This window comes from Halapricum salinum (genome assembly GCF_004799665.1).
Taxonomy (GTDB): Archaea; Halobacteriota; Halobacteria; order Halobacteriales; family Haloarculaceae; genus Halapricum; species Halapricum salinum.
The window spans coordinates 1,366,209-1,384,558 of record NZ_CP031310.1 but is presented as its reverse complement, the minus strand read 5'-3'; the positions used below and the strand labels follow the sequence as shown (position 1 = coordinate 1,384,558).

Below are 18,350 nucleotides of genomic sequence, written 5' to 3'. Positions count from 1 at the left end.
ACTGCACTAGACAGTCTAGAGAGACAGCACAACCGACTCTCTTCTTGTACTAGCTAGTTTTCTAGGGAGGTTTCTTCGTCGGATCTCTGCCGCTGCCTATCTTCTTTCGGAGACGCCTTATCTCCTCTCTCGAAGTCCGTTCTCGGGGTCGGTTCGACTAGAAACGCTCCTCTAGCGATTCTGTCTTGTTCACGTCATAGATACACAGCACGTCGAGCGTATCAGTTCCGAACTACATCTGCGCGCCACCGATCGTCTTCGAAATTCATCCCCTATTCCAACCGTCCGACCCTGTCTCGCCAACTCCCACCCCCTGGGGTCTCAGGACTCCAGTCGAAACGAAGGGGTGGGGGTATGCCCAATCGCCCCCTCTAGGACTTCTAGGGTACTAGCACTATATTCTAGTAACCCCCATTTCCACTCTAGTAACCCTCGTTTCACCTCTAGTCACGCGTAATTCCATCTAGTATTCCTCGCAACGCGCGTGACTGTCGAATCTCCACCTGCAAACCCCTTCGTTTCCGGTCCGCCTGATCGCTTTTCTCCGCGTGCCCGGGGGGTCTACGATTTCACCGTTTTTCCCCTCCTTTCGAACCCCTCTGTTTCACCTCGAATTACCCGATTCCTGTACGGTCGTTTATGTATGTCTGACGCAAACTTAAGTGAATACGCGAAGCTTGTACGTTCAGACGCCCGGAATCGGGCGCGGGAGGAATACTGAGGATGGGACTGCTCACAGGACTCAGGGACAGCATTTCCCGTGCGGCGGCGACGCTGTTCTCTGAACAAGACCCGAAACGTATCGGCATCTACGGGCCTCCGAACGCGGGCAAGACGACGCTCGCCAACCGGATCGCTCGCGACTGGACAGAACACGGCGACGCCGTCGGACCGGAGAGTCACGTTCCCCACGAGACTCGTCGGGCTCGCCGCAAGGAGAACGTCGAAATCGAGCGTGACGGCGGTACCGTCTCGATCGACATCGTCGACACGCCCGGCGTCACCACGAAGGTCGACTACACGGAGTTTCTCGAACACGACATGGAGAAAGAGGACGCCGTCCGCCGGTCGCGGGAGGCGACCGAGGGCGTCGCCGAGGCCATGCACTGGCTCCGCGAGGACGTCGACGGCGTGGTGTACGTGCTGGACAGCACGACCGACCCGTTCACGCAGGTCAACACGATGCTCATCGGTATCATCGAGAGTCAGGACCTGCCGGTGCTGATCCTCGCGAACAAGATCGACAAGGAAGATTCGTCGGTCCAGCGGATCCGCAACGCCTTCCCCCAGCACGAGACGATCCCGCTGTCGGCACTCGAAGGTGACAACATGGACGAGGTCTACGACAAGATCGCGGAGTACTTCGGGTGATCACGATGGCAGAAGTCAAAGCACCAGACGACGGTGAAGGCGTGCAGATCGACATGATCAGCGCCCAGCGGATGGAGGGCCTGACGAGCATGGAGAAGATCCGGATGATCCTCGACGGCGTGCGCGATGGCAACATCGTGATCCTCGAAGAGGGCCTCACGCCGGACGAGGAATCCCGGCTCATCGAGGTCACGATGACCGAGATCAGCCCGGACGAGTTCAACGGGATCGAGATCGAGAGCTATCCCCAGTCAGGCGACGACGACGGAAGTTTCCTCGGCCGACTCATGGGCAAGGAATCGACGCCGAAGAAGTTGACCGTGATCGGGCCGGCAGACCAGATCGAGACCCTGCACAAGGACGAAACGCTCATCAGCGCACTCGTCTCTCGCAACTGATGCCACACCAGTGTACGACCTGCGGCCACGTGTTCGCCGACGGCTCCAAGGAGATGCTCTCGGGCTGTCCGGACTGTGGCGGCACGAAGTTCCAGTTCCACCCCGAAGGGGCGGATGTCCCCGCAGAACCGCCGGGCGACGCGGAACCACCAGAACGACCCGAACAGGAGTCGGTCACCGGTGCGGTCGGCAACGCTGCCGCCACGGTCAGAAACTTCGTCGGCTCCGGGAGCGGCTCGAGTAGCGGGGATCGCCCCCCGACCCCCAGCGGTTCGAGTGGAACCGGCGGCCCCGACGCGGCTGCCGACGCTTCGACAGCCACTGACGCTTCGACCACAGCGTCGGACTCGGAGACGGTCGCGGGGGTCGCACTGAACGACTCGGCCGAGTCCGCCGAGACGGCCAGCGGTGAAGACGCAGCCCAGGCCAGCGCCCGCTCCGACGTCGTCAGCCCGGACGAACTCCCAGACACTGACGCGAGCGACCCGCCGGCCGAGGGCCAGGTCGTCCAGCAGCCCGACGACGGCTCGGACCGACCGGACCTCTCGGAGCTTCGCGAGGAACTCAACGACCAGTTCGAGTCGATCAAGGTACTCGAACCGGGCCAGTACGAGCTCAACCTCATGGAGCTGTACGACCGCGAGGAGTACATCATCGCCCTGCAGGAAGACGGCAAGTACTCGATTCAGGTGCCCGATCGCTGGCAGGACTGATCGACCTCGTTCGGCAGTCCGATTCCGGTATCACTAGCAACTATTTTGTCGCTCGCCCCCATCCTCTTCGGGTATGGATTATCGCGAAGTCGAGGGCACCCGCGAGTTCGTCGCCCGTCTCTCACACGGCGAGGACTGGCGCGCTCAGATCGAGGACTTCGCACGCGCGGAAGGGATCGACGCGGCCTTCTTCGTCGGCCTCGGCGCTGTTCAGGACGCGGAACTCTGGTACTACGACCAGACCGAACAGGAGTACTTCCCCGAGTGGTTCGGCGAACCACTGGAAGTCGCCTCCTGCGTGGGCAACGTCTCGCTGCTGGAGGGAGAACCGTTCGCGCACACGCACGTGACGCTCTCGCGGGCCGACGGCTCGACCGTCGCCGGCCATCTCGACAGCGCGACGGTCTTCGCGGGTGAACTGTACGTCCGCACGTTCGAGGATTCACTCGAACGCGCACACGACGAGACGACCGATCTCGACCTGTGGCCGCTATGAGAGACGCGGACGAGCGGTACTTCGAGCGGCTCGAATCCGGACTCGACGAGGCGATGGAAATCGCCAATGCCGCACGCAAACGCGGCGGTGACCCTGAACCCGAGGTCGAGATCCCGACTGCACGGGACATGGCCGACCGCGTCGAGAACATCCTCGGGATCGACGGCGTCGCCGAACGCGTGCGCGAATTAGAGGGGCAGATGAGTCGGGAAGAGGCTGCGCTCGAACTCGTCGAGGACTTCGTCGACGGCAGCGTCGGTGACTACGACTCGAAAGCGGGCAAAGTGGAGGGCGCAGTCAGAACCGCGGTCGCCCTCCTGACGGAGGGTGTCGTCGCCGCCCCGATCGAGGGGATCGACCGCGTCGAAGTCCTCCAGAACGACGACGGGACGGAGTTCGTCAACGTCTACTACGCGGGGCCGATCCGATCTGCGGGGGGGACTGCCCAGGCCCTCTCTGTTCTCGTCGCCGACTACGCACGCGCACTCCTCGGGATGAGCCAGTACAAAGCCAGAGACGAGGAGATCGGTCGCTACGCCGAGGAGATCGATCTCTACGACAAGGAGACTGGGCTGCAGTACTCCCCGAAGGAAAAGGAGTCCAAATTCATCGCCGAGCACATGCCGATCATGCTCGACGGGGAGGCGACGGGCGACGAGGAAGTGTCGGGCTATCGCGACCTCGAACGCGTCGACTCGAACGCCGCCCGCGGCGGGATGTGTCTGGTCATGGCTGAGGGGATCGCGCTGAAGGCCCCGAAGATCCAGCGCTATACCCGGAACCTCGACGAGGTCGACTGGCCGTGGCTGCAGGACCTCATCGACGGCACGATCGGGAAAGACGACGAGCACGCGTCCGAAGACGGCGACGGGGACGAAGCGCCAGACGACTCCGAGGACGAGGTTCCATCGGAAGCGGAGGGGGACGAATCCGACGAACCCGACGGCCCGCCGCGAGTCGATCCGGCAAAGAAGTATCTCAGAGACCTCATCGCCGGCCGACCAGTGTTCGGCCACCCCAGCGAGGCGGGTGGGTTTCGACTGCGCTACGGCCGCTCACGGAATCACGGCTTCGCGACGGCAGGCGTCCATCCGGCGACGATGCACCTCGTCGACGACTTTCTCGCGACCGGGACCCAGATCAAGACCGAGCGGCCCGGGAAGGCCGCCGGTGTCATTCCGGTCGACTCTATCGAGGGTCCCACGGTCAAACTCGCCAACGGAGAGGTCCGCCGGATCGACGACCCCGAGGAAGCACTCGAAGTTCGTAACGGCGTCGAGAAGATCCTCGACCTGGGCGAGTACCTGGTCAACTACGGCGAGTTCGTCGAGAACAACCACCCGCTCGCACCCGCCTCCTACACCGTCGAGTGGTGGGTCCAGGAGTTCGCTCAGTCGGACGCAGACGTCCAGGCGATGGAAGATACGATAGATGTGGACCTCGACGACCCGACTCCCGAGGAAGCCCTCCAGTGGGCTGGCGAGTACGACACACCACTCCACCCGAAATACACCTATTGCTGGCACGACATCTCTATCGACGCGGCGTGTGAACTAGCTACAGCCATCGAATCTGCAGATATTGCGACAACTGACGGCGCTACGCTCGATGACACAGACCCCTCTGTTTCCAGTGGAACGTCAGACCTTCACATACCACGGACCGATTCGGTTCGAGAGGCACTGGAGCGGCTACTGGTCCCGCACACCCAGACCGAGGAGACGCTGGTCGTCGAGGAGTGGCGGCCGCTGGCGCGGTCGCTGGGATTCGACGACTCCCTCCAGCGCCAGTGGGACCGGGACGACCTCTCCGAGCGTGCTCGCACCTATGCGGAGGGCGAGAACGCGATCGTCGCGATCAACGAGGTCGCACCGTTTCGGGTGCGCGAGCGCGCGCCGACCCGGATCGGCAACCGGATGGGTCGCCCCGAGAAGTCTGAGGAGCGCGAACTCTCCCCGGCGGTGCACACCCTCTATCCGATCGGCGAGGCTGGCGGTTCTCAGCGTGACGTCGCCAAAGCCGGCAAGCACGCCGAGACGATGCAGGACCAACCCGGCCTGGTCGAGGTCGAGGTCGCCCGGCGGCGCTGTGTCGACTGTGGAACGGATACCCACGAGGCGCGCTGTCCCGACTGTGGCGGCGTCGCCGAGGCGGTGTACGTCTGTCCCGACTGCGAGACCGAGACCGAACCCGACGAGTCCGGGCGTGCGGAGTGTCCGCGGTGTGAGACGCTGGCCCGTCCGACCCAGTACAAAATCCTCGACATCGAGGCGGCCTACCGCGACGCGATGGCGTCGGTCGGCGAGCGCGAGGCGGCCTTCGACGTGCTGAAAGGCGTCAAAGGACTCTCCTCGGAAGAGAAAATCCCCGAGCCGATGGAGAAGGGAGTTCTCCGGGCGAAACACGACGTCAGCGCGTTCAAAGACGGCACGGTTCGCTACGACATGACCGACCTGCCCGTGACGTCGGTTCGACCCGAAGAACTGGACGTCACGGCCGAGCAGTTCCGCCAGCTCGGCTACGAGCAAGACGTCAACGGCGACCCGCTGCGCCACGACGACCAGCTGGTCGAACTCAAGGTTCAGGACATCGTCCTCTCGGACGGCGCGGCCGAGCACATGCTCAAGACCGCAGACTTCGTCGACGACCTCCTGACGGAGTACTACGGTCTCGACGCCTTCTACGAGTTCGACGAGCGCCAGGACCTCGTCGGGGAACTGGTCTTCGGGATGGCCCCTCACACCAGCGCCGCGACGGTCGGAAGAGTGATAGGTTTCACCTCTGCCGCGGTGGGATATGCTCATCCGTACTTCCACGCGGCCAAGCGTCGGAACTGTTTCCATCCGGAGACAAAGGTCTGGTACAAAGACGAGAACGGGGTGACTCACTACGACGAAATTCGATCGTTCGTCGAAGACCGATTGGATGTCGAGCAGGTGTCTGCGGACGACTTCGGAACACTCGTGAATGAACTCGAGGGCGACGTATCTGTTCCATCGCTCGCCGAGGACGGGACGATCGAATCTCGACCTGTTCAGGCGGTGTCGAAACATCCTGCACCCAAACACATGGTGCAGATCGAAACACGAAGCGGACGCGAAGTAACCGTGACGCCGGATCACGAGATGCACGTCTTCGAAGATGGAGAGCTCAGTTCCAAGCAAGCCGCCTCCCTGAGTTCTGCAGACAGTCTCGTTACACCGACTGACGTGGGATCTGCACTCTCGACCGAGTCCATCCATCGGTTCGATCTGCTACGTGAATTCCTCGAAACCCCGGCCGTCGACAATGAGTCATTGATGATCAAAGGGCTCGATAAGGACTTCCTGTACCAGCTCTTCGAGGATGTCCTCGCAGACGAGTGGGATGGAACGTTCTATCCACTGAAGAGTACGGCTGCGTTTTTCGACCTTAGCAAGAAGCGTCTCAGCAACTACCTCTACCGTGAGAGTTTCCCTGCGGCGTTCTTGCTGGAACTTCTCGGTTCGCTCGATGCCGTCGTCGATCGGATACCGGACGACGTCGTTCTCGGAATGAAGCGTGATAGGACCGAGATCGATCGATTCGTTTCACTAAACGAGTCCGTCGCGACACTGCTGGGGTACTACACTGCTGAGGGATTCGCACGTGAACAGCAGACTCCAAAGGGGACGATCCACCAGATGACGATTTCCGGTGTCGAATCTGAGGCACGTGACTTCTTTGTCGACACGCTCGAATCGGAGTTCGGCGTTTCACCGTATCGCGAAAACGATTCCAAAATCACTGTCTCTGGTCGATTGCTTCGCGTCTTTTTCGATACGGTGCTGGACTGTGGCGTCCACGCCGAAGAGAAGAGTGTGCCGTCGTGTCTATTCGACGCACCAGACCATATCGTCGCCGCGTACCTCAGTGGATACTTCAGTGGCGATGGATCGGTCGACAAAAACTCCCTCACAGTCACGGCGACGACTGTCAGTCGCGGGCTGAAAGAGGAGTTACTCGCGCTACTCACCCGCCTCGGGATTAATGGTCGCGTGACGAAGACAGATCCGGCTCCACTCACCTCGAAGTTCCCCGACTTCTACGATGCTGACGACGATTCGATGTCTGCGGAAGGATACGTGATTACGATCTCCTCGACCGATGCCGTTCGGTTCGACGAGCTGGTCGATCTTCATCTCACGCGAAAGCGACAGCGTCTGGCAGAACACGTCGAACAGATCACACCCCTCGGCCGCCGCGTTTTCGACGGTGGATCGGGTGAGTATCTCGTCGACGAGATCGATACTGTCGAGTATGTCGAATCTGCTGTCGATCACACGTACTGTCTCACTGTCGAAGAGACGCATTCGTTAATAGCGAATGACACATCTCAAAAGCAGTGCGACGGCGACGAAGATTGCGTGATGTTGCTGATGGACGGCCTGCTGAACTTCAGCCGCAAGTACCTCCCCAATCAACGAGGTGGTCGCATGGACGCACCCCTGGTGATGTCCTCGCGAATCGACCCGAACGAGATCGACGACGAGGCCCACAACGTCGACATCATGCGGGAGTACCCCCTGGAGTTCTACGAGGCGACCCGCGAGATGGCCGATCCCGAGGACGTCGAGGACGTCATGACCATCGCCGAGGAGACGCTGGGGACCGACCAGGAGTACACGGGCTTCGATCACACTCACGACACGAGCGACATCGCGCTGGGACCGGATCTGTCGGCGTACAAGACGCTCGGGTCGATGGAGGACAAGATGGACGCCCAGCTCGCCCTCGCCCGGAAACTTCGTGCTGTGGACGAGACCGACGTCGCCGAGCGGATCATCGAGTATCACTTCCTGCCGGACCTGATCGGGAACCTCCGGGCGTTCTCCCGGCAGGAGACACGCTGTCTCGACTGCGGGGAGAGCTATCGACGAGTGCCGCTGACCGGCGACTGTCGGGAGTGCGGTGGGCGGGTGAATCTGACCGTCCACGAGGGCTCGGTCAACAAGTACATCGACACCGCGACCCAGGTCGCCGAGGAGTTCGGCTGCCGGGAGTACACCAAACAGCGTCTGGAGATTCTGGAACGCTCGATCGAGCGGGTGTTCGAGAATGACAAGAACAAGCAGAGCGGGATTGCCGACTTCATGTAATCCGGCACTCACGTTTTTGCGAGTTCGGGTCTCGCACACGAGCCTGCCGGCTCGTGGCGGACCACTCTCACGCAAAAACGTGGGGAAAAAGGCCGCTCGCGCTCGGTAGAGCGCTCACGGCTCGCTCCGCTCACCGTTCGCAATCGAGACCCGACCTTCGGTCGCGTCTCGCACCGCTCGCGGGGAAACGGCGACGCAGTCGCCGTATGCTGGTGACTTCCACGACTGCACCGCTATAGACAGCCACAAACCTCCCCAGCCGACTGCGTTACTCGCTCGCGCCGCTCGCTGCGTTCCTCATCTACTGGAAGAGCAAGCACTTCCAAGCGTTCGCCGTCGACTCACGAACACCTCGCGCGTCGCCGTCGACTCACAAGCGAGTCGCCACCGCGCGCCGCTACTGTCGAGCTACGGCGTGTCGTCGAGTCCGCTGTCCTGCGTCACCCCCCTGTTTGCAGTCGATACCGGATTGTCGGCATGCCGTCGAAAGCTGGTCCGGTTCCCTCCTCGTCGAAGCCAGCGTCGAGTGCCGCTTCTCGAACAGTCTCACTCGATTCGGGAACGAGTAGTTCGACGGCCATCCCCTCGCCCTCGGCGAAGCCGACTGGTTCTTCGAGCAGTCGCTCGCAGGCGTCGGCCGAGCCCTCGATCTGGGTGACGTGGACTGTCTCGGCGCGGGCGTCGAAGCTCACGAATCCGACGATCGCCTCGTCGTCCTCGGCGACTCGTACCGTGCGGTCGTGGATCAGGTTTCGCATGACGTCTCGTGGAGCATCGGTGAGATCGGCGAGGTGGCTGGCGTCGGCCTCGACGGCGTCCCTGATCTGCATACACGTGGTGTTGGCTCCCACCTACTTATACCGTCCCCCGGTGGCGAGAAACCAATCGACGTCGTTGGGGCGAATGGACACAGTTATTCCCCGTGACGCGATATGGCGGGATAATGAGTGACGCACACACGGCACAGGTGAGAGCATGCGCGTAGTCGCGAAGTTCGGCGGGACGAGCCTCGGCAACGGCGACCGAATCAATCGAGCCGCGGATTCGATCGCCAAAGCCGTCGAGCAGGGCCACGAGATCGCCGTCGTCGCGAGCGCGATGGGCAACACGACTGACGACCTCCTCAGCGAGATCGAGTACGACGTCACCGAGGAAGACCGCGCCCAGATCGTCTCGATGGGCGAGCGAACCTCCGTCCGGATGCTCAAGGGTGCACTCGCCGCCCGCGGGATCGAGGCTGTCTTCCTCGAACCCGGCAGCGAGCAGTGGCCGATCATCACCGACGAGTACGGCGAAGTCGACGTCGAGGAGACGACCCGGCGGACCCACGCGCTCGCCGGCCAACTCAACGATGTCGTCCCGGTCATCACTGGCTTCCTCGCTCAGGACCACCAGGGCAACGTCACGACGCTCGGCCGCGGCGGCTCGGACACCTCGGCTGTCATGCTGGGCAAGTACATGGACGCCGACGAAGTGGTGATCGTCACCGACGTCGAGGGCGTCATGACCGGCGACCCCCGCGTCGTCGAAGGCGCGCGCAACGTCGGCGAGATCACCGTCGACGAACTCCGATCGCTATCCTTCCGCGGCGCGGAAGTCGTCGCGCCCTCCGCGCTCAGCTACAAGGACGCCAACCTCGGCGTCCGGGTCGTCCACTACCAGACGGGCGACCTGCTCGCAGGGGGAACCTCCATCGAGGGCCAGTTCCAGAACCTCATCGACCTCGAAGAGACGAAACTGGCCTGCGTGACCATCGCCGGCCGGGCCATCCGAAACAGCCCCGGCATCCTGGGTAATCTCGCGTCGGCACTGGGCGACGAGGGCATCAACATCGAGGCCAACTCCTCGGGAATGGACTCGGTGACGTTCTACGTCGACCAGGCGAAGGCCGACGAGGTTGAAGCACTCTTGCACGACAAGGTCGTCGACGACGAGACCCTTTCGTCTGTGACCGTCGAAGACGAAATCGCCGTCGTTCGGGTTACCGGCGGCGAACTCCCGAACCAGCCCGGCAACGTCAAACGCGTGGTCGATCCCCTCTCGGATGCGCACATCAACATCTACGACGTCATCACCTCCGCGACGTCGGTCTCGGTGTTCGTCCCCTGGGACGACCGCGAGCAGGCGCTGCAACTGGTCCAGAAGAAATTCTAAAACGGCGAGTCGTTTTCCGTCCTCAAATATACCCGAGCGCGTCCTCGATCCGCCCTAATTCGGGCCCGGTCGTCTCCTGACCGGCGACGTAGCCGTTTTCGTTGGCCACGAGTCCCGAGCCGACCAGCGGTCCGCCGTAATTGATCGTTCCGATGTCGGCGGGCACGTCGAGCAGCTCTTCGAGCGCGTCGAGTTCGGCGTCGGTCGCTTTCGGATGGGCGAGGACGCCGCTGTTGGTCGCGACTGCGGCCGTACCCACGGTTTCGACGCCCGCGATGTCGCCGCGCTCGACCGGCACGTCGAGTGCGTCTTTCACTGCCTGGACGGCCTCGCGGGGCAGGTCGCGGTGAACGTACGCGCCAGAATCGTTCGCCAGCACGACGTTGCCGGCGGCGTTGATCTTGCCCGGCAACTCGACGACGGGCAGATCGACGACCTCGGCGATCCGCTCGCGCTCGGTGTCCCTGACGCGGCTGCTCACCAGCAGGCCGTTCTCGTTGCCAGTGGCTAGCGAGCCGACCGTGCCGGAGCCGCCGACGGTTGTCTCGACAGCCGGCACTTCGAGGGCGTCGGTCAGCGTCTCCAGCAGGTCGTCGTCCAGATCCGGCCGGATCAACAGGCAGTCGTCGGTGGTGCGAGCGAAGACACCGACGTACGACGATCCGGAGAAGGCAGCGCGGAGCAACGCTCTACTCGGCCGGTTCTGCTTCGACGATCGCTTCGCCCTCTTCCTCGAAGCGAGCGGCGCGAACGCGAAGCTTGCTCGGCGGCTTCGACCGACTGCGCGACCAGACCGCCTCGTTCAGCGAGGGGTCGAGTCGGACGGCGTCCTCGGAGACGGCGAACTGCTTTGCGAGGTGCTCGCGCATGATCTTCATCGCCTTGTCGGCTCGCTCCTGTTTGGGCGCTGCTTTGGCGTCGCGGAGCGGGACGGTGACGACTCGCTCCTCGAAATCACTGGAACTCATTATTCGTCGGTGTCACTCCGCCGCCAGTGGCGACGCTTTGCGTTGCGCTGGACGTCGCGGTCGGTCTTCATGACGACCCAGGCCGGGACGCGGCTGTTCTGGCGCTCTAGCTTTGCCAGGCGCTTTTTCTTGCCCTTCGATTTCTTACCCATAGTGTGCATCCTTTCCGCGTCCCGGCTTAAATGTGTGTTCTTTTGCGCCTGCGTACGCTCGTGACTCCTCGGCGTTCGGCTCCGCCTCACGCCCACTGGCCAGTGGGTCGTGTATTCAGACCTGAGAATCGGGGAGGTGAACATATGTAGGTCTCCACGAGACATTATTGTGATGCAACGTCGCGCATTTCTCTCGACGGTATTGGCCGGTGTGACGGTCGGCACGGCCGGTTGTATGGGTGGTGAAGTGGTGTTGTCGAAAAACGAGACTGTGACTGTTCCAGTCGGGCGTGGGAACATCACGGAGTTGCCAGCCAGCGGTGAAAAGGTTCGATATATCGCTCGTGACGACCAGTCGTTCGACGTCTACGTGTTCACGAGCGCCAGTGCCAAAGAGCAGTATCGGGCCTACACTAACGGCGAGAATCCGGATGCACAACCGCCAGGCCACCAGTCGCTCAGCGGACGGTCGCTGCGTGTCGACGCCGACCTCTACGAGGTGACGACCGACGGCCGGACCTCTCTGGACATCGACGGAACGGGCTACTTCGTGCTGGACCACTCGGGCTATCGTAGCGAGAACCCTCCGAGTGACCACGCCGATCCGCTCTCCGTCCAGCTCGATCTGGAAGTCATCGAGAGTTCACTCCCCATATAGAACCATCCTCGATTTCCGACTAGACGAACGCCAGCGGCACCATCAACACCACGCCGCCCCCGATTCCGGCGAGCAACTCTCGACGGCCACCCCCAGGCAGGCCCGACCCCTGATCGAGCGCTTCCGGGACGAACTCCGTTAGGACGAGATAGATCATCGCACCGGCAGCGAACCCGAAGCCGAAGGGGAGAAACTCCCGGGCGATTCGGACGAAGTAGAAGGCGAGGACGGCCCCGATCGGCTGGGGGAGACTAGAGAAGACCGCCCAGCCGACCATCCGCCACTCGCTGACGCCCATCGACCGCAACGGGATCGAAATCGCCACGCCTTCGGGGATGTTGTGGATCGAGATCGCGACTGTCATGAACACCGCCAGTAGCGGGACGAGTTGCCCTGCGATCACGAACCCCTCGACGCCCTCGAACCCTAACTCGGCGAAGGAGACCCCGACTGCCACACCTTCCGGAAAACTGTGGACGGTCAAGATACCGAGGATCAGCACGAGCTTCTTGAAATCTGCCTCCTCGTACTCGCGGGGATTGACTTCTCTCCCTTCGATAACGCGGTGACTCACCACCACGAGTGCGACCCCAGTCAACAGACCAGCGCCGAGTTTCAGGTACGGGCTGCTCCCACCGTTCTGCAGTCCCTCCAGGATCAGCCCGAATAGCGACGCCGACAGCATGATCCCGGAGGCAAAGCCCCACAGGATCACGTTCCAGCGGTCGCCGATGTCGTCGACCAGAAAGAACGGGATCGCTCCTAACCCCGTCGCCAGCGCCGTGATGAGCCCCGCGACGAACACCAGCGTCAGGTTGAACCACAGATCCATCACCGCCGCCTACGCGTCCCGGCCACTTAAGACCTATCAGTAACGTGATGGGTTTTGGCGGGCCTAAGACCGGTGGGCACAGGTGGATTAGTTCAGAGACGGACACGTTCGAGCGTCGAGTAGCGCGGCCCCTCCTCGGTGCGGACGCTCTCGGTCAGTCTAATCTCCTCGACCTGCAGCGGTCCGGCGTCGGGGTCGTGATTCTCGACGACGTCCTGGACGCGTTCTTTCCCGCCGGCGTGATTCATCCGCGCGAGCGTGACGTGTGGGGTGAAGTCGTGTTCTTCGGGATCGAAGCCCAGGTCGACCGTTCGGGATTCGATGGCCTCGTGGAGTGCGCTCAGTTGCTCGCCGCCCTCGCGGATGCCGAGCCAGACGACGCTGATGTACGAACGGGAGGGAAAGACCCCCAGCCCGCCGAAGGTCGCCTCGAAGGGATCGACACCACTCTCCTCGACGGCGGCTTCGAGTTCCTCACAGACGTCGGGAACGAGGTCCTCGTCGGTATCTCCGAGAAACTTGAGGGTGACGTGGGCTTGCTCGGGATCGACGAAATTCAGCCCGCTCGCACCCTCGAAGTGATCCTGGATTGCCCGGACGTCGTCGGCGAGACCGTCCAGATCGACGCTGACGAACAGCCGCTTGCTCATACGCGTCTCTTTGGGACGTAGCCCTTAACCCTCTGCTTCGCCAACCTTCCGGTATGACTGACGACGAGCGCGACGACCACCGTTTCTCGGAGGGACAGGGATTCGGCGATCCCTACGAGGGATTCGATCTCGACCCGCCCGAACTGGAAGTCGATCAGGACAAGGTCGACCCCGTCGACAGCCGCGTCCTCGCGGACATGCTCGACGAGCGCACCGTGTCGAACGACCAGGTCGACGCCGAGGAACTGCTGGACGTCGGCCTCAACTACATGGGAATCAACCGCTTCGAGCAGGCGACCGACACCTTCGAGCGGGCCGCCCGCTTCACTGACGAGGACCTCGTCGAGCAGGAGGCCTGGGTCAACAAGGGCGTCGCCCACGCCGAGATGGACGAACACGAGGAGGCCATCGGAGCCTACCAGGAAGCGCTGCGGATCGACGACGACTCCGAACACGCTGCCGCCGCAGAGACCAACCTGGCCTACGCCCTCTGGGAGTCCGGCCGGGCCGAGCAGGCCCTGGAACACGCCGAGCGCGCCGTCGAACTGGACGAACGCTCCGGCCAGGCCTGGTACAACCGCGGGTTCTTCCTGCTGGAACGCGGGCTGGCCGAACAGGCCGTCGAAGCCCTCGACAACGCCACGCGACTCGGATTCCGCAACGCCGAGGTGCTTCAGGAGAAAGCCCGGGCCCTCGAAGAAGCCGGCGAGCACGACCGCGCCGAGGAGGTCGCCGAGCAGGCAGAAGAAATCCAGGAGAAACAGCAAGAGCGGCTGATGGAGTAAGATGGCGACCGAAAACACTGCCGACGGGTTGTTGCTCTCCGAACGGGAGACACAGGAAGGGCTGCTCGTGGCGGTCTGTGACGCCGACGTCCTCGGAGAGACCTTCGAGAACGGCGACGTCTCGCTGACGGTGACCGAGGAGTTCTACGACGGCGACCCTGCTGATCCGGACGCCGTCGCCCAGAGTCTCGCGCGCTGTTCGACCGCGAACCTCGTCGGTGAGGACGCCGTTGAGCTGGCGATCGAAGAGGGGTTCGTCGACCCCGACAACGTCATGGAGTTAGCGGGGACGCGACACGCACAGCTGTTGTGGATGTAGCGACGGACTGGTCCGTCCTCACGCTCCGCGTTCTCACGCCGGCCGTTCGATCGTGATTCGATCGAGACTCCAGCCGCCTTCTTCGGCGACGATTTTGAGCGTGCGCTCGCCGGCGGCCAGCCTCACCCGGATTCGCACTGCCCGGAAGTCGTACCAGTGGTCGGTCGGCTCGAACGCCACCGTGCCGACGTCGACGCCGTCGCAGTCGACTCGAAACGAGCCGCCGCCGTACGCCGGGGCGGCCGCGACGCGGGCAGTGAGTTCGTACACGCCCGCACCGTCGACCTCGGTCTCGTAGGCGAGCCACTCGCCGCTCTTGAGCCAGGCGACGTGGATCCCCTCGTCGCCGTGGTGACCCAGTGTGAGCGCCCCGTCGTCGTACGGCCGCCGGGTATCGCGCCCACCCAGACCGTGCTCGTCGAACGCTTCGGCCGCGATTGTCCCCGGCAGGTAGTGGACCGCCTCGGTCGCCAGCATGCTGGCGAATCCGCCGCCTTCCTCGAGACGCACGTGGTCGTTCTCCCCCATGTGACACCTGATCCCGTAGCACGTGGATTGTCCGCCGAACGCTAACGGTTGTGCCTTGGTATATCATACCGTGAAAGGGGCGTGTCGGGCCGTGGCACGCCGGCACGTGGTATCGCTACGATTTTCACGCGGCACACAGAACTCAGAGACAATGATCCCACGGCAGTATCTCCGCGAGAACCCCGAAGCGGTCCGTGAGGCCCTTTCCCTCCGCGGAACCGACGTCGATCTCGACGCGATCCTGGAGATAGACGAGCAGTGGCGCGAACTCAAGGCCAGCGGCGACGACTTGCGGCACAAGCGCAACGAGGTCTCCAGCGAGATCGGCCAGCTCAAACAGGAAGGCAAAGAGGAAGAGGCCCAGAACGCCATCGATCGCTCCCAGGAACTCAAAGCCGAACTCGAAGACGTCGAGGAGCGCGCCGACGAACTGGAAGCCGAACTGGAGGCCGCGCTGCTGGAACTGCCCAATATCCCCCAGGACGACGTGCCGCCGGGCGAGGACGAGAGCGACAACGTCGAGGTCCACCGCGAGGGTTTCGACGATCTGCGGGTCGACCCCGACGACGTGACGCCGCACTACGACCTCGGCGACGACCTGGAGATTATCGACGAGGACCGAGCCGCGAAGGTCGCCGGCGGGGGGTTCTTCTTCCTGAAGGGCGACGGCGCACGCCTCGAACACGCGCTCATCCAGTTCATGCTCGACATCCACCGCGAGCAGGGATATACTGACGTCTTCCCGCCGATCCCCGTCAAGAGTTCGTCCATGCGCGGGACGGGACAGCTCCCCAAATTCAACGAGGACGCCTACCGGATCGGCGGCGGCGAGCACGACGACTACGCCGAGGACGACCTGTGGCTCTGCCCGACCGCGGAGGTCCCGGTCACGAACATGTATCGCGACGAGATCCTCATGGACGACGATCTCCCGCTCAAACACCAGGCCTACACGCCGAACTTCCGCCGGGAGGCAGGCGAGCACGGGACTGAAACCCGCGGAATCGTTCGTGTCCACCAGTTCAACAAAGTGGAGCTGGTGAACTTCGTCGCGCCCGAGGAGAGCGACGAGCGCCTCGAAGCCCTCGTGAGCGAGGCCGAGGAAGTGCTCGAACGCCTCGAATTACCATACAGGACCGTCACCCTCTGTGGTGGCGATCTCACCTTCGCCTCTGCGAAGACCTACGACATCGAGGTGTGGGCCCCCGGCGACGACATGGACCACGGCCCCGACGTCGGCGGCCGCTGGCTCGAAGTCTCCTCCGCTTCGAACTTCGAGGACTTCCAGGCCCGCCGGGCCGGGATCCAGTACCGTCCCGAGCGCCACGAGTCCGCCGACTACATCCACACCCTCAACGCCTCCGGGCTCGCACTCCCCCGGGTGATGGTCGCCATCCTGGAATACTACCAGAACGACGACGGGACCGTCACGATTCCCGAGGCCCTGCGGCCGTACATGGACGGCCAGGAAGTCATCGAGGGTCACGACCCCGTCGGCGAGAGTGCGGTCGGAGCGGGCGAGAAAGACTGAGAATCCCTTTTCTCACGAAGGAAATCTATCTGCGGAGTTATTTATCTGGTGGCGACGGCCGTGAGCGCGTGTCGTGACCGCGCGAACCGGGGAAGGGCAGGCCTGCGGCTGCGGAGTTGGCAAGCATACGGCGGCCGCAGGCCGCCGTTTCCCCGGAATCGCCCTCGCAAGGCGATTCCGGCCTTTTTCCCCAAGTTTTTACGAGGAGAGGTGCCCGCAGCGAGCGCTTTTATGCGCTCGCGAGGACACCCGACGAAGTAAAAAGTGGTTTTAGAGGACTCGTTCTTCTTCCAGCACGATCTGGAGTTCGGGCATCGAGGTCACGACGATGTCACACGAGTCCTTGACGGCGGGCTTGGGTTCGAAACCGATCGACAGCCCGGCGACGCTGAGCATCGGGAGATCGTTGGCGCCGTCACCGACGGCCACGGTCTCGGAGAGATCGAGGTCGAGATCGCTGGCGAGATTCCGCAGGGCGGTGTCTTTGGTACCCTCGATCAGCGGTCCCTCGACCTCGCCAGTCAACGCCCCATTCTCGACGGGGAGTCGGTTGGCGACGATAGTGTCGACGGAGGCCCCGGCTTTCGCGAGGGCGGCCTCGACGCCGCGCTCGAAGCCGCCGGTGAGGATGGCGGTGTGGACGCCGGCGTCGTTGAGATCTGCGATCACGTCGGCAGCGCCATCCCGGAGGAGGACTTCGCCGAAGGCGGTCTCGGCGCGGGTGTCGTCGAGACCTTCCAGCAGGGCACAGCGCTGGCGAAGGCTCTCGGCGTACTCGATTTCGTCGTTCATCGCGCGCTCGGTGATCTCGGCCATTTCGTCGGCGACGCCACACTGCTCACCGAGGAGGACCGTCATCTCCGAGTCGGAGAGGGTCCCGTCGAAGTCGAAGGCGACGAGCATACCCCCGCTTCTCCGGGAGGGGTCACAAACCCCTCGATTTCCCGTCGAGGCGAGCACTGATACGGTCGGTTGTAACGATTTACCGGTGCGATCGCATGACTGTGCGATCGATCCGGAACAGACTTACAACCGACCGTATGAAGGGGCTGGACCGCCAACCGGCGTGCGGATGCCGGACGTGTCGGTTCGGACGGCCAAGCCAGGCGACGCCGAGGCTGTCCTCGAAGTGAAGCGCGCGGCGATCGAGGAACTCGCCGCGCGTGCGTACACGCCCGTCGAACTGGAAGCCTGGGCTCCGGACGACGACGCCATCGAGGAGTACCGTTCGGCGATGTCCGCCGACCAGTTTCAGATCCTCGTCGCCGAGGACGACGACACGATCGCCGGCTACGGGGTCCTCAACGCCGAGCAGTCCCGCGTCGAAGCGCTGTTCGTCCGCCCGTTCTGGGCGCGCCTGGGGATCGCGACCCGCCTGCTCCGTCAACTGGAGATGAGTGCTGCCTTCGACGGCTGTGAGACGCTCTCGGTCGTCTCCTCGCTCAACGCTGTCGGATTCTACGAAGCACTGGGCTACGACCGCGTCGAGCAGCGATCACGCACCATCGACGGCGTCGACATCGAGTTCACCCTACTCGAAAAAGATCTCTCTACCCGGGCGTGGGCCGCCCAGACGGAGTGATTGCCCCTTGGGGCATCGAGTATGTACTACGTAACCGGCACTATTCTCGCAACTAAAATCAAATTCGATAATTTGGGCGCAATCTTTATTACCAAC

19 protein-coding genes are annotated in these 18,350 nt (G+C 63.0%); 11 read left to right on the top strand and 8 right to left on the bottom strand.

Annotation, left to right across the window (positions count from 1 at the left end; genetic code table 11):
- Window positions 1-723: 723 nt before the first annotated feature.
- From DV733_RS06980 to DV733_RS06960, 5 genes are all read left to right on the top strand, one after another.
- Window positions 724-1,371: an Era-like GTP-binding protein gene (locus tag DV733_RS06980; RefSeq protein ID WP_049995439.1), complete on the top strand. Its 648-nt coding sequence runs from the start codon at window positions 724-726 to the stop codon at window positions 1,369-1,371.
- Between the two features lie 5 nt (window positions 1,372-1,376).
- Entirely contained in the window at window positions 1,377-1,769 is a 393-nt protein-coding gene (locus tag DV733_RS06975) for a DUF2073 domain-containing protein (RefSeq protein ID WP_049995643.1), read from the top strand.
- Window positions 1,769-2,482 carry a Zn-ribbon domain-containing protein gene (locus tag DV733_RS06970; RefSeq protein WP_049995440.1) on the top strand — a complete coding sequence of 238 codons (714 nt, stop codon included), beginning with the start codon at window positions 1,769-1,771 and terminating at the stop codon, window positions 2,480-2,482. Before DV733_RS06975 ends, DV733_RS06970 begins: the two co-directional genes overlap by 1 nt.
- Window positions 2,483-2,555: 73 nt before the next feature.
- The gene (locus tag DV733_RS06965; RefSeq protein WP_049995441.1) at window positions 2,556-2,978 is read left to right on the top strand and encodes a PPC domain-containing DNA-binding protein; all 423 of its coding nucleotides are present in this window, start codon (window positions 2,556-2,558) and stop codon (window positions 2,976-2,978) included.
- Window positions 2,975-8,095, top strand: a complete 5,121-nt coding sequence (locus DV733_RS06960) for a DNA polymerase II large subunit (RefSeq protein WP_049995442.1) — start codon at window positions 2,975-2,977, stop codon at window positions 8,093-8,095. Before DV733_RS06965 ends, DV733_RS06960 begins: the two co-directional genes overlap by 4 nt.
- A 440-nt stretch (window positions 8,096-8,535) precedes the next feature.
- Here DV733_RS06960 and DV733_RS06955 read toward each other — a convergent pair whose 3' ends face one another.
- Complete coding sequence (locus tag DV733_RS06955) at window positions 8,536-8,925, bottom strand: hypothetical protein (protein WP_049995443.1); 390 nt, start codon at window positions 8,923-8,925, stop codon at window positions 8,536-8,538.
- A 145-nt stretch (window positions 8,926-9,070) separates the two neighbouring features.
- Between DV733_RS06955 and DV733_RS06950 the strand changes: the two genes are divergently transcribed.
- Window positions 9,071-10,249, top strand: coding sequence for an aspartate kinase (locus DV733_RS06950; RefSeq protein WP_049995444.1), 1,179 nt, complete (start codon window positions 9,071-9,073; stop codon window positions 10,247-10,249).
- Window positions 10,250-10,271: 22 nt separating this feature from the next.
- Here DV733_RS06950 and DV733_RS06945 read toward each other — a convergent pair whose 3' ends face one another.
- Genes DV733_RS06945 through DV733_RS06935 form a run of 3 tightly spaced genes read right to left on the bottom strand, consistent with a single transcriptional unit; the run spans window position 10,272 to window position 11,369 of the window.
- Window positions 10,272-10,934 carry a translation initiation factor IF-6 gene (locus DV733_RS06945; protein WP_049995445.1) on the bottom strand — a complete coding sequence of 221 codons (663 nt, stop codon included), beginning with the start codon at window positions 10,932-10,934 and terminating at the stop codon, window positions 10,272-10,274.
- Window positions 10,935-10,938: 4 nt separating this feature from the next.
- Window positions 10,939-11,217, bottom strand: a complete 279-nt coding sequence (locus tag DV733_RS06940) for a 50S ribosomal protein L31e (RefSeq protein ID WP_049995446.1) — start codon at window positions 11,215-11,217, stop codon at window positions 10,939-10,941.
- The gene (locus tag DV733_RS06935; RefSeq protein WP_049995447.1) at window positions 11,217-11,369 is read right to left on the bottom strand and encodes a 50S ribosomal protein L39e; all 153 of its coding nucleotides are present in this window, start codon (window positions 11,367-11,369) and stop codon (window positions 11,217-11,219) included. Before DV733_RS06935 ends, DV733_RS06940 begins: the two co-directional genes overlap by 1 nt.
- A gap of 172 nt (window positions 11,370-11,541) precedes the next feature.
- Between DV733_RS06935 and DV733_RS06930 the strand changes: the two genes are divergently transcribed.
- Complete coding sequence (locus DV733_RS06930) at window positions 11,542-12,027, top strand: hypothetical protein (protein ID WP_049995448.1); 486 nt, start codon at window positions 11,542-11,544, stop codon at window positions 12,025-12,027.
- A gap of 19 nt (window positions 12,028-12,046) precedes the next feature.
- Here DV733_RS06930 and DV733_RS06925 read toward each other — a convergent pair whose 3' ends face one another.
- Window positions 12,047-12,859 carry a ZIP family metal transporter gene (locus tag DV733_RS06925; RefSeq protein ID WP_049995449.1) on the bottom strand — a complete coding sequence of 271 codons (813 nt, stop codon included), beginning with the start codon at window positions 12,857-12,859 and terminating at the stop codon, window positions 12,047-12,049.
- A gap of 92 nt (window positions 12,860-12,951) precedes the next feature.
- Window positions 12,952-13,509: an RNA 2',3'-cyclic phosphodiesterase gene (thpR, locus tag DV733_RS06920; protein ID WP_049995450.1), complete on the bottom strand. Its 558-nt coding sequence runs from the start codon at window positions 13,507-13,509 to the stop codon at window positions 12,952-12,954.
- A 53-nt stretch (window positions 13,510-13,562) separates the two neighbouring features.
- Between thpR and DV733_RS06915 the strand changes: the two genes are divergently transcribed.
- Complete coding sequence (locus DV733_RS06915) at window positions 13,563-14,294, top strand: tetratricopeptide repeat protein (protein ID WP_049995451.1); 732 nt, start codon at window positions 13,563-13,565, stop codon at window positions 14,292-14,294.
- Window positions 14,295-14,322: 28 nt separating this feature from the next.
- Entirely contained in the window at window positions 14,323-14,613 is a 291-nt protein-coding gene (locus DV733_RS06910; protein ID WP_049995644.1) for a DUF424 domain-containing protein, read from the top strand.
- A 33-nt stretch (window positions 14,614-14,646) separates the two neighbouring features.
- Here the strand turns inward: DV733_RS06910 and DV733_RS06905 are convergent, their stop codons facing one another.
- On the bottom strand, window positions 14,647-15,141 hold the full coding sequence (locus tag DV733_RS06905; protein WP_049995452.1) for a carbohydrate-binding protein: 495 nt from the start codon (window positions 15,139-15,141) through the stop codon (window positions 14,647-14,649).
- Between the two features lie 151 nt (window positions 15,142-15,292).
- Between DV733_RS06905 and serS the strand changes: the two genes are divergently transcribed.
- Window positions 15,293-16,672 (top strand): serine--tRNA ligase, encoded by a 1,380-nt coding sequence (gene serS / locus DV733_RS06900; protein ID WP_049995453.1) that lies wholly within the window; start codon window positions 15,293-15,295, stop codon window positions 16,670-16,672.
- Between the two features lie 270 nt (window positions 16,673-16,942).
- On the opposite strand, the gene serB is transcribed toward serS, so the two are convergent.
- On the bottom strand, window positions 16,943-17,575 hold the full coding sequence (serB, locus tag DV733_RS06895; RefSeq protein WP_049995454.1) for a phosphoserine phosphatase SerB: 633 nt from the start codon (window positions 17,573-17,575) through the stop codon (window positions 16,943-16,945).
- An 85-nt stretch (window positions 17,576-17,660) separates the two neighbouring features.
- On the opposite strand from serB, the gene DV733_RS06890 reads away from it, so the two are divergent.
- Entirely contained in the window at window positions 17,661-18,254 is a 594-nt protein-coding gene (locus DV733_RS06890) for a GNAT family N-acetyltransferase (RefSeq protein ID WP_154019545.1), read from the top strand.
- Window positions 18,255-18,350 lie beyond the last annotated feature (96 nt).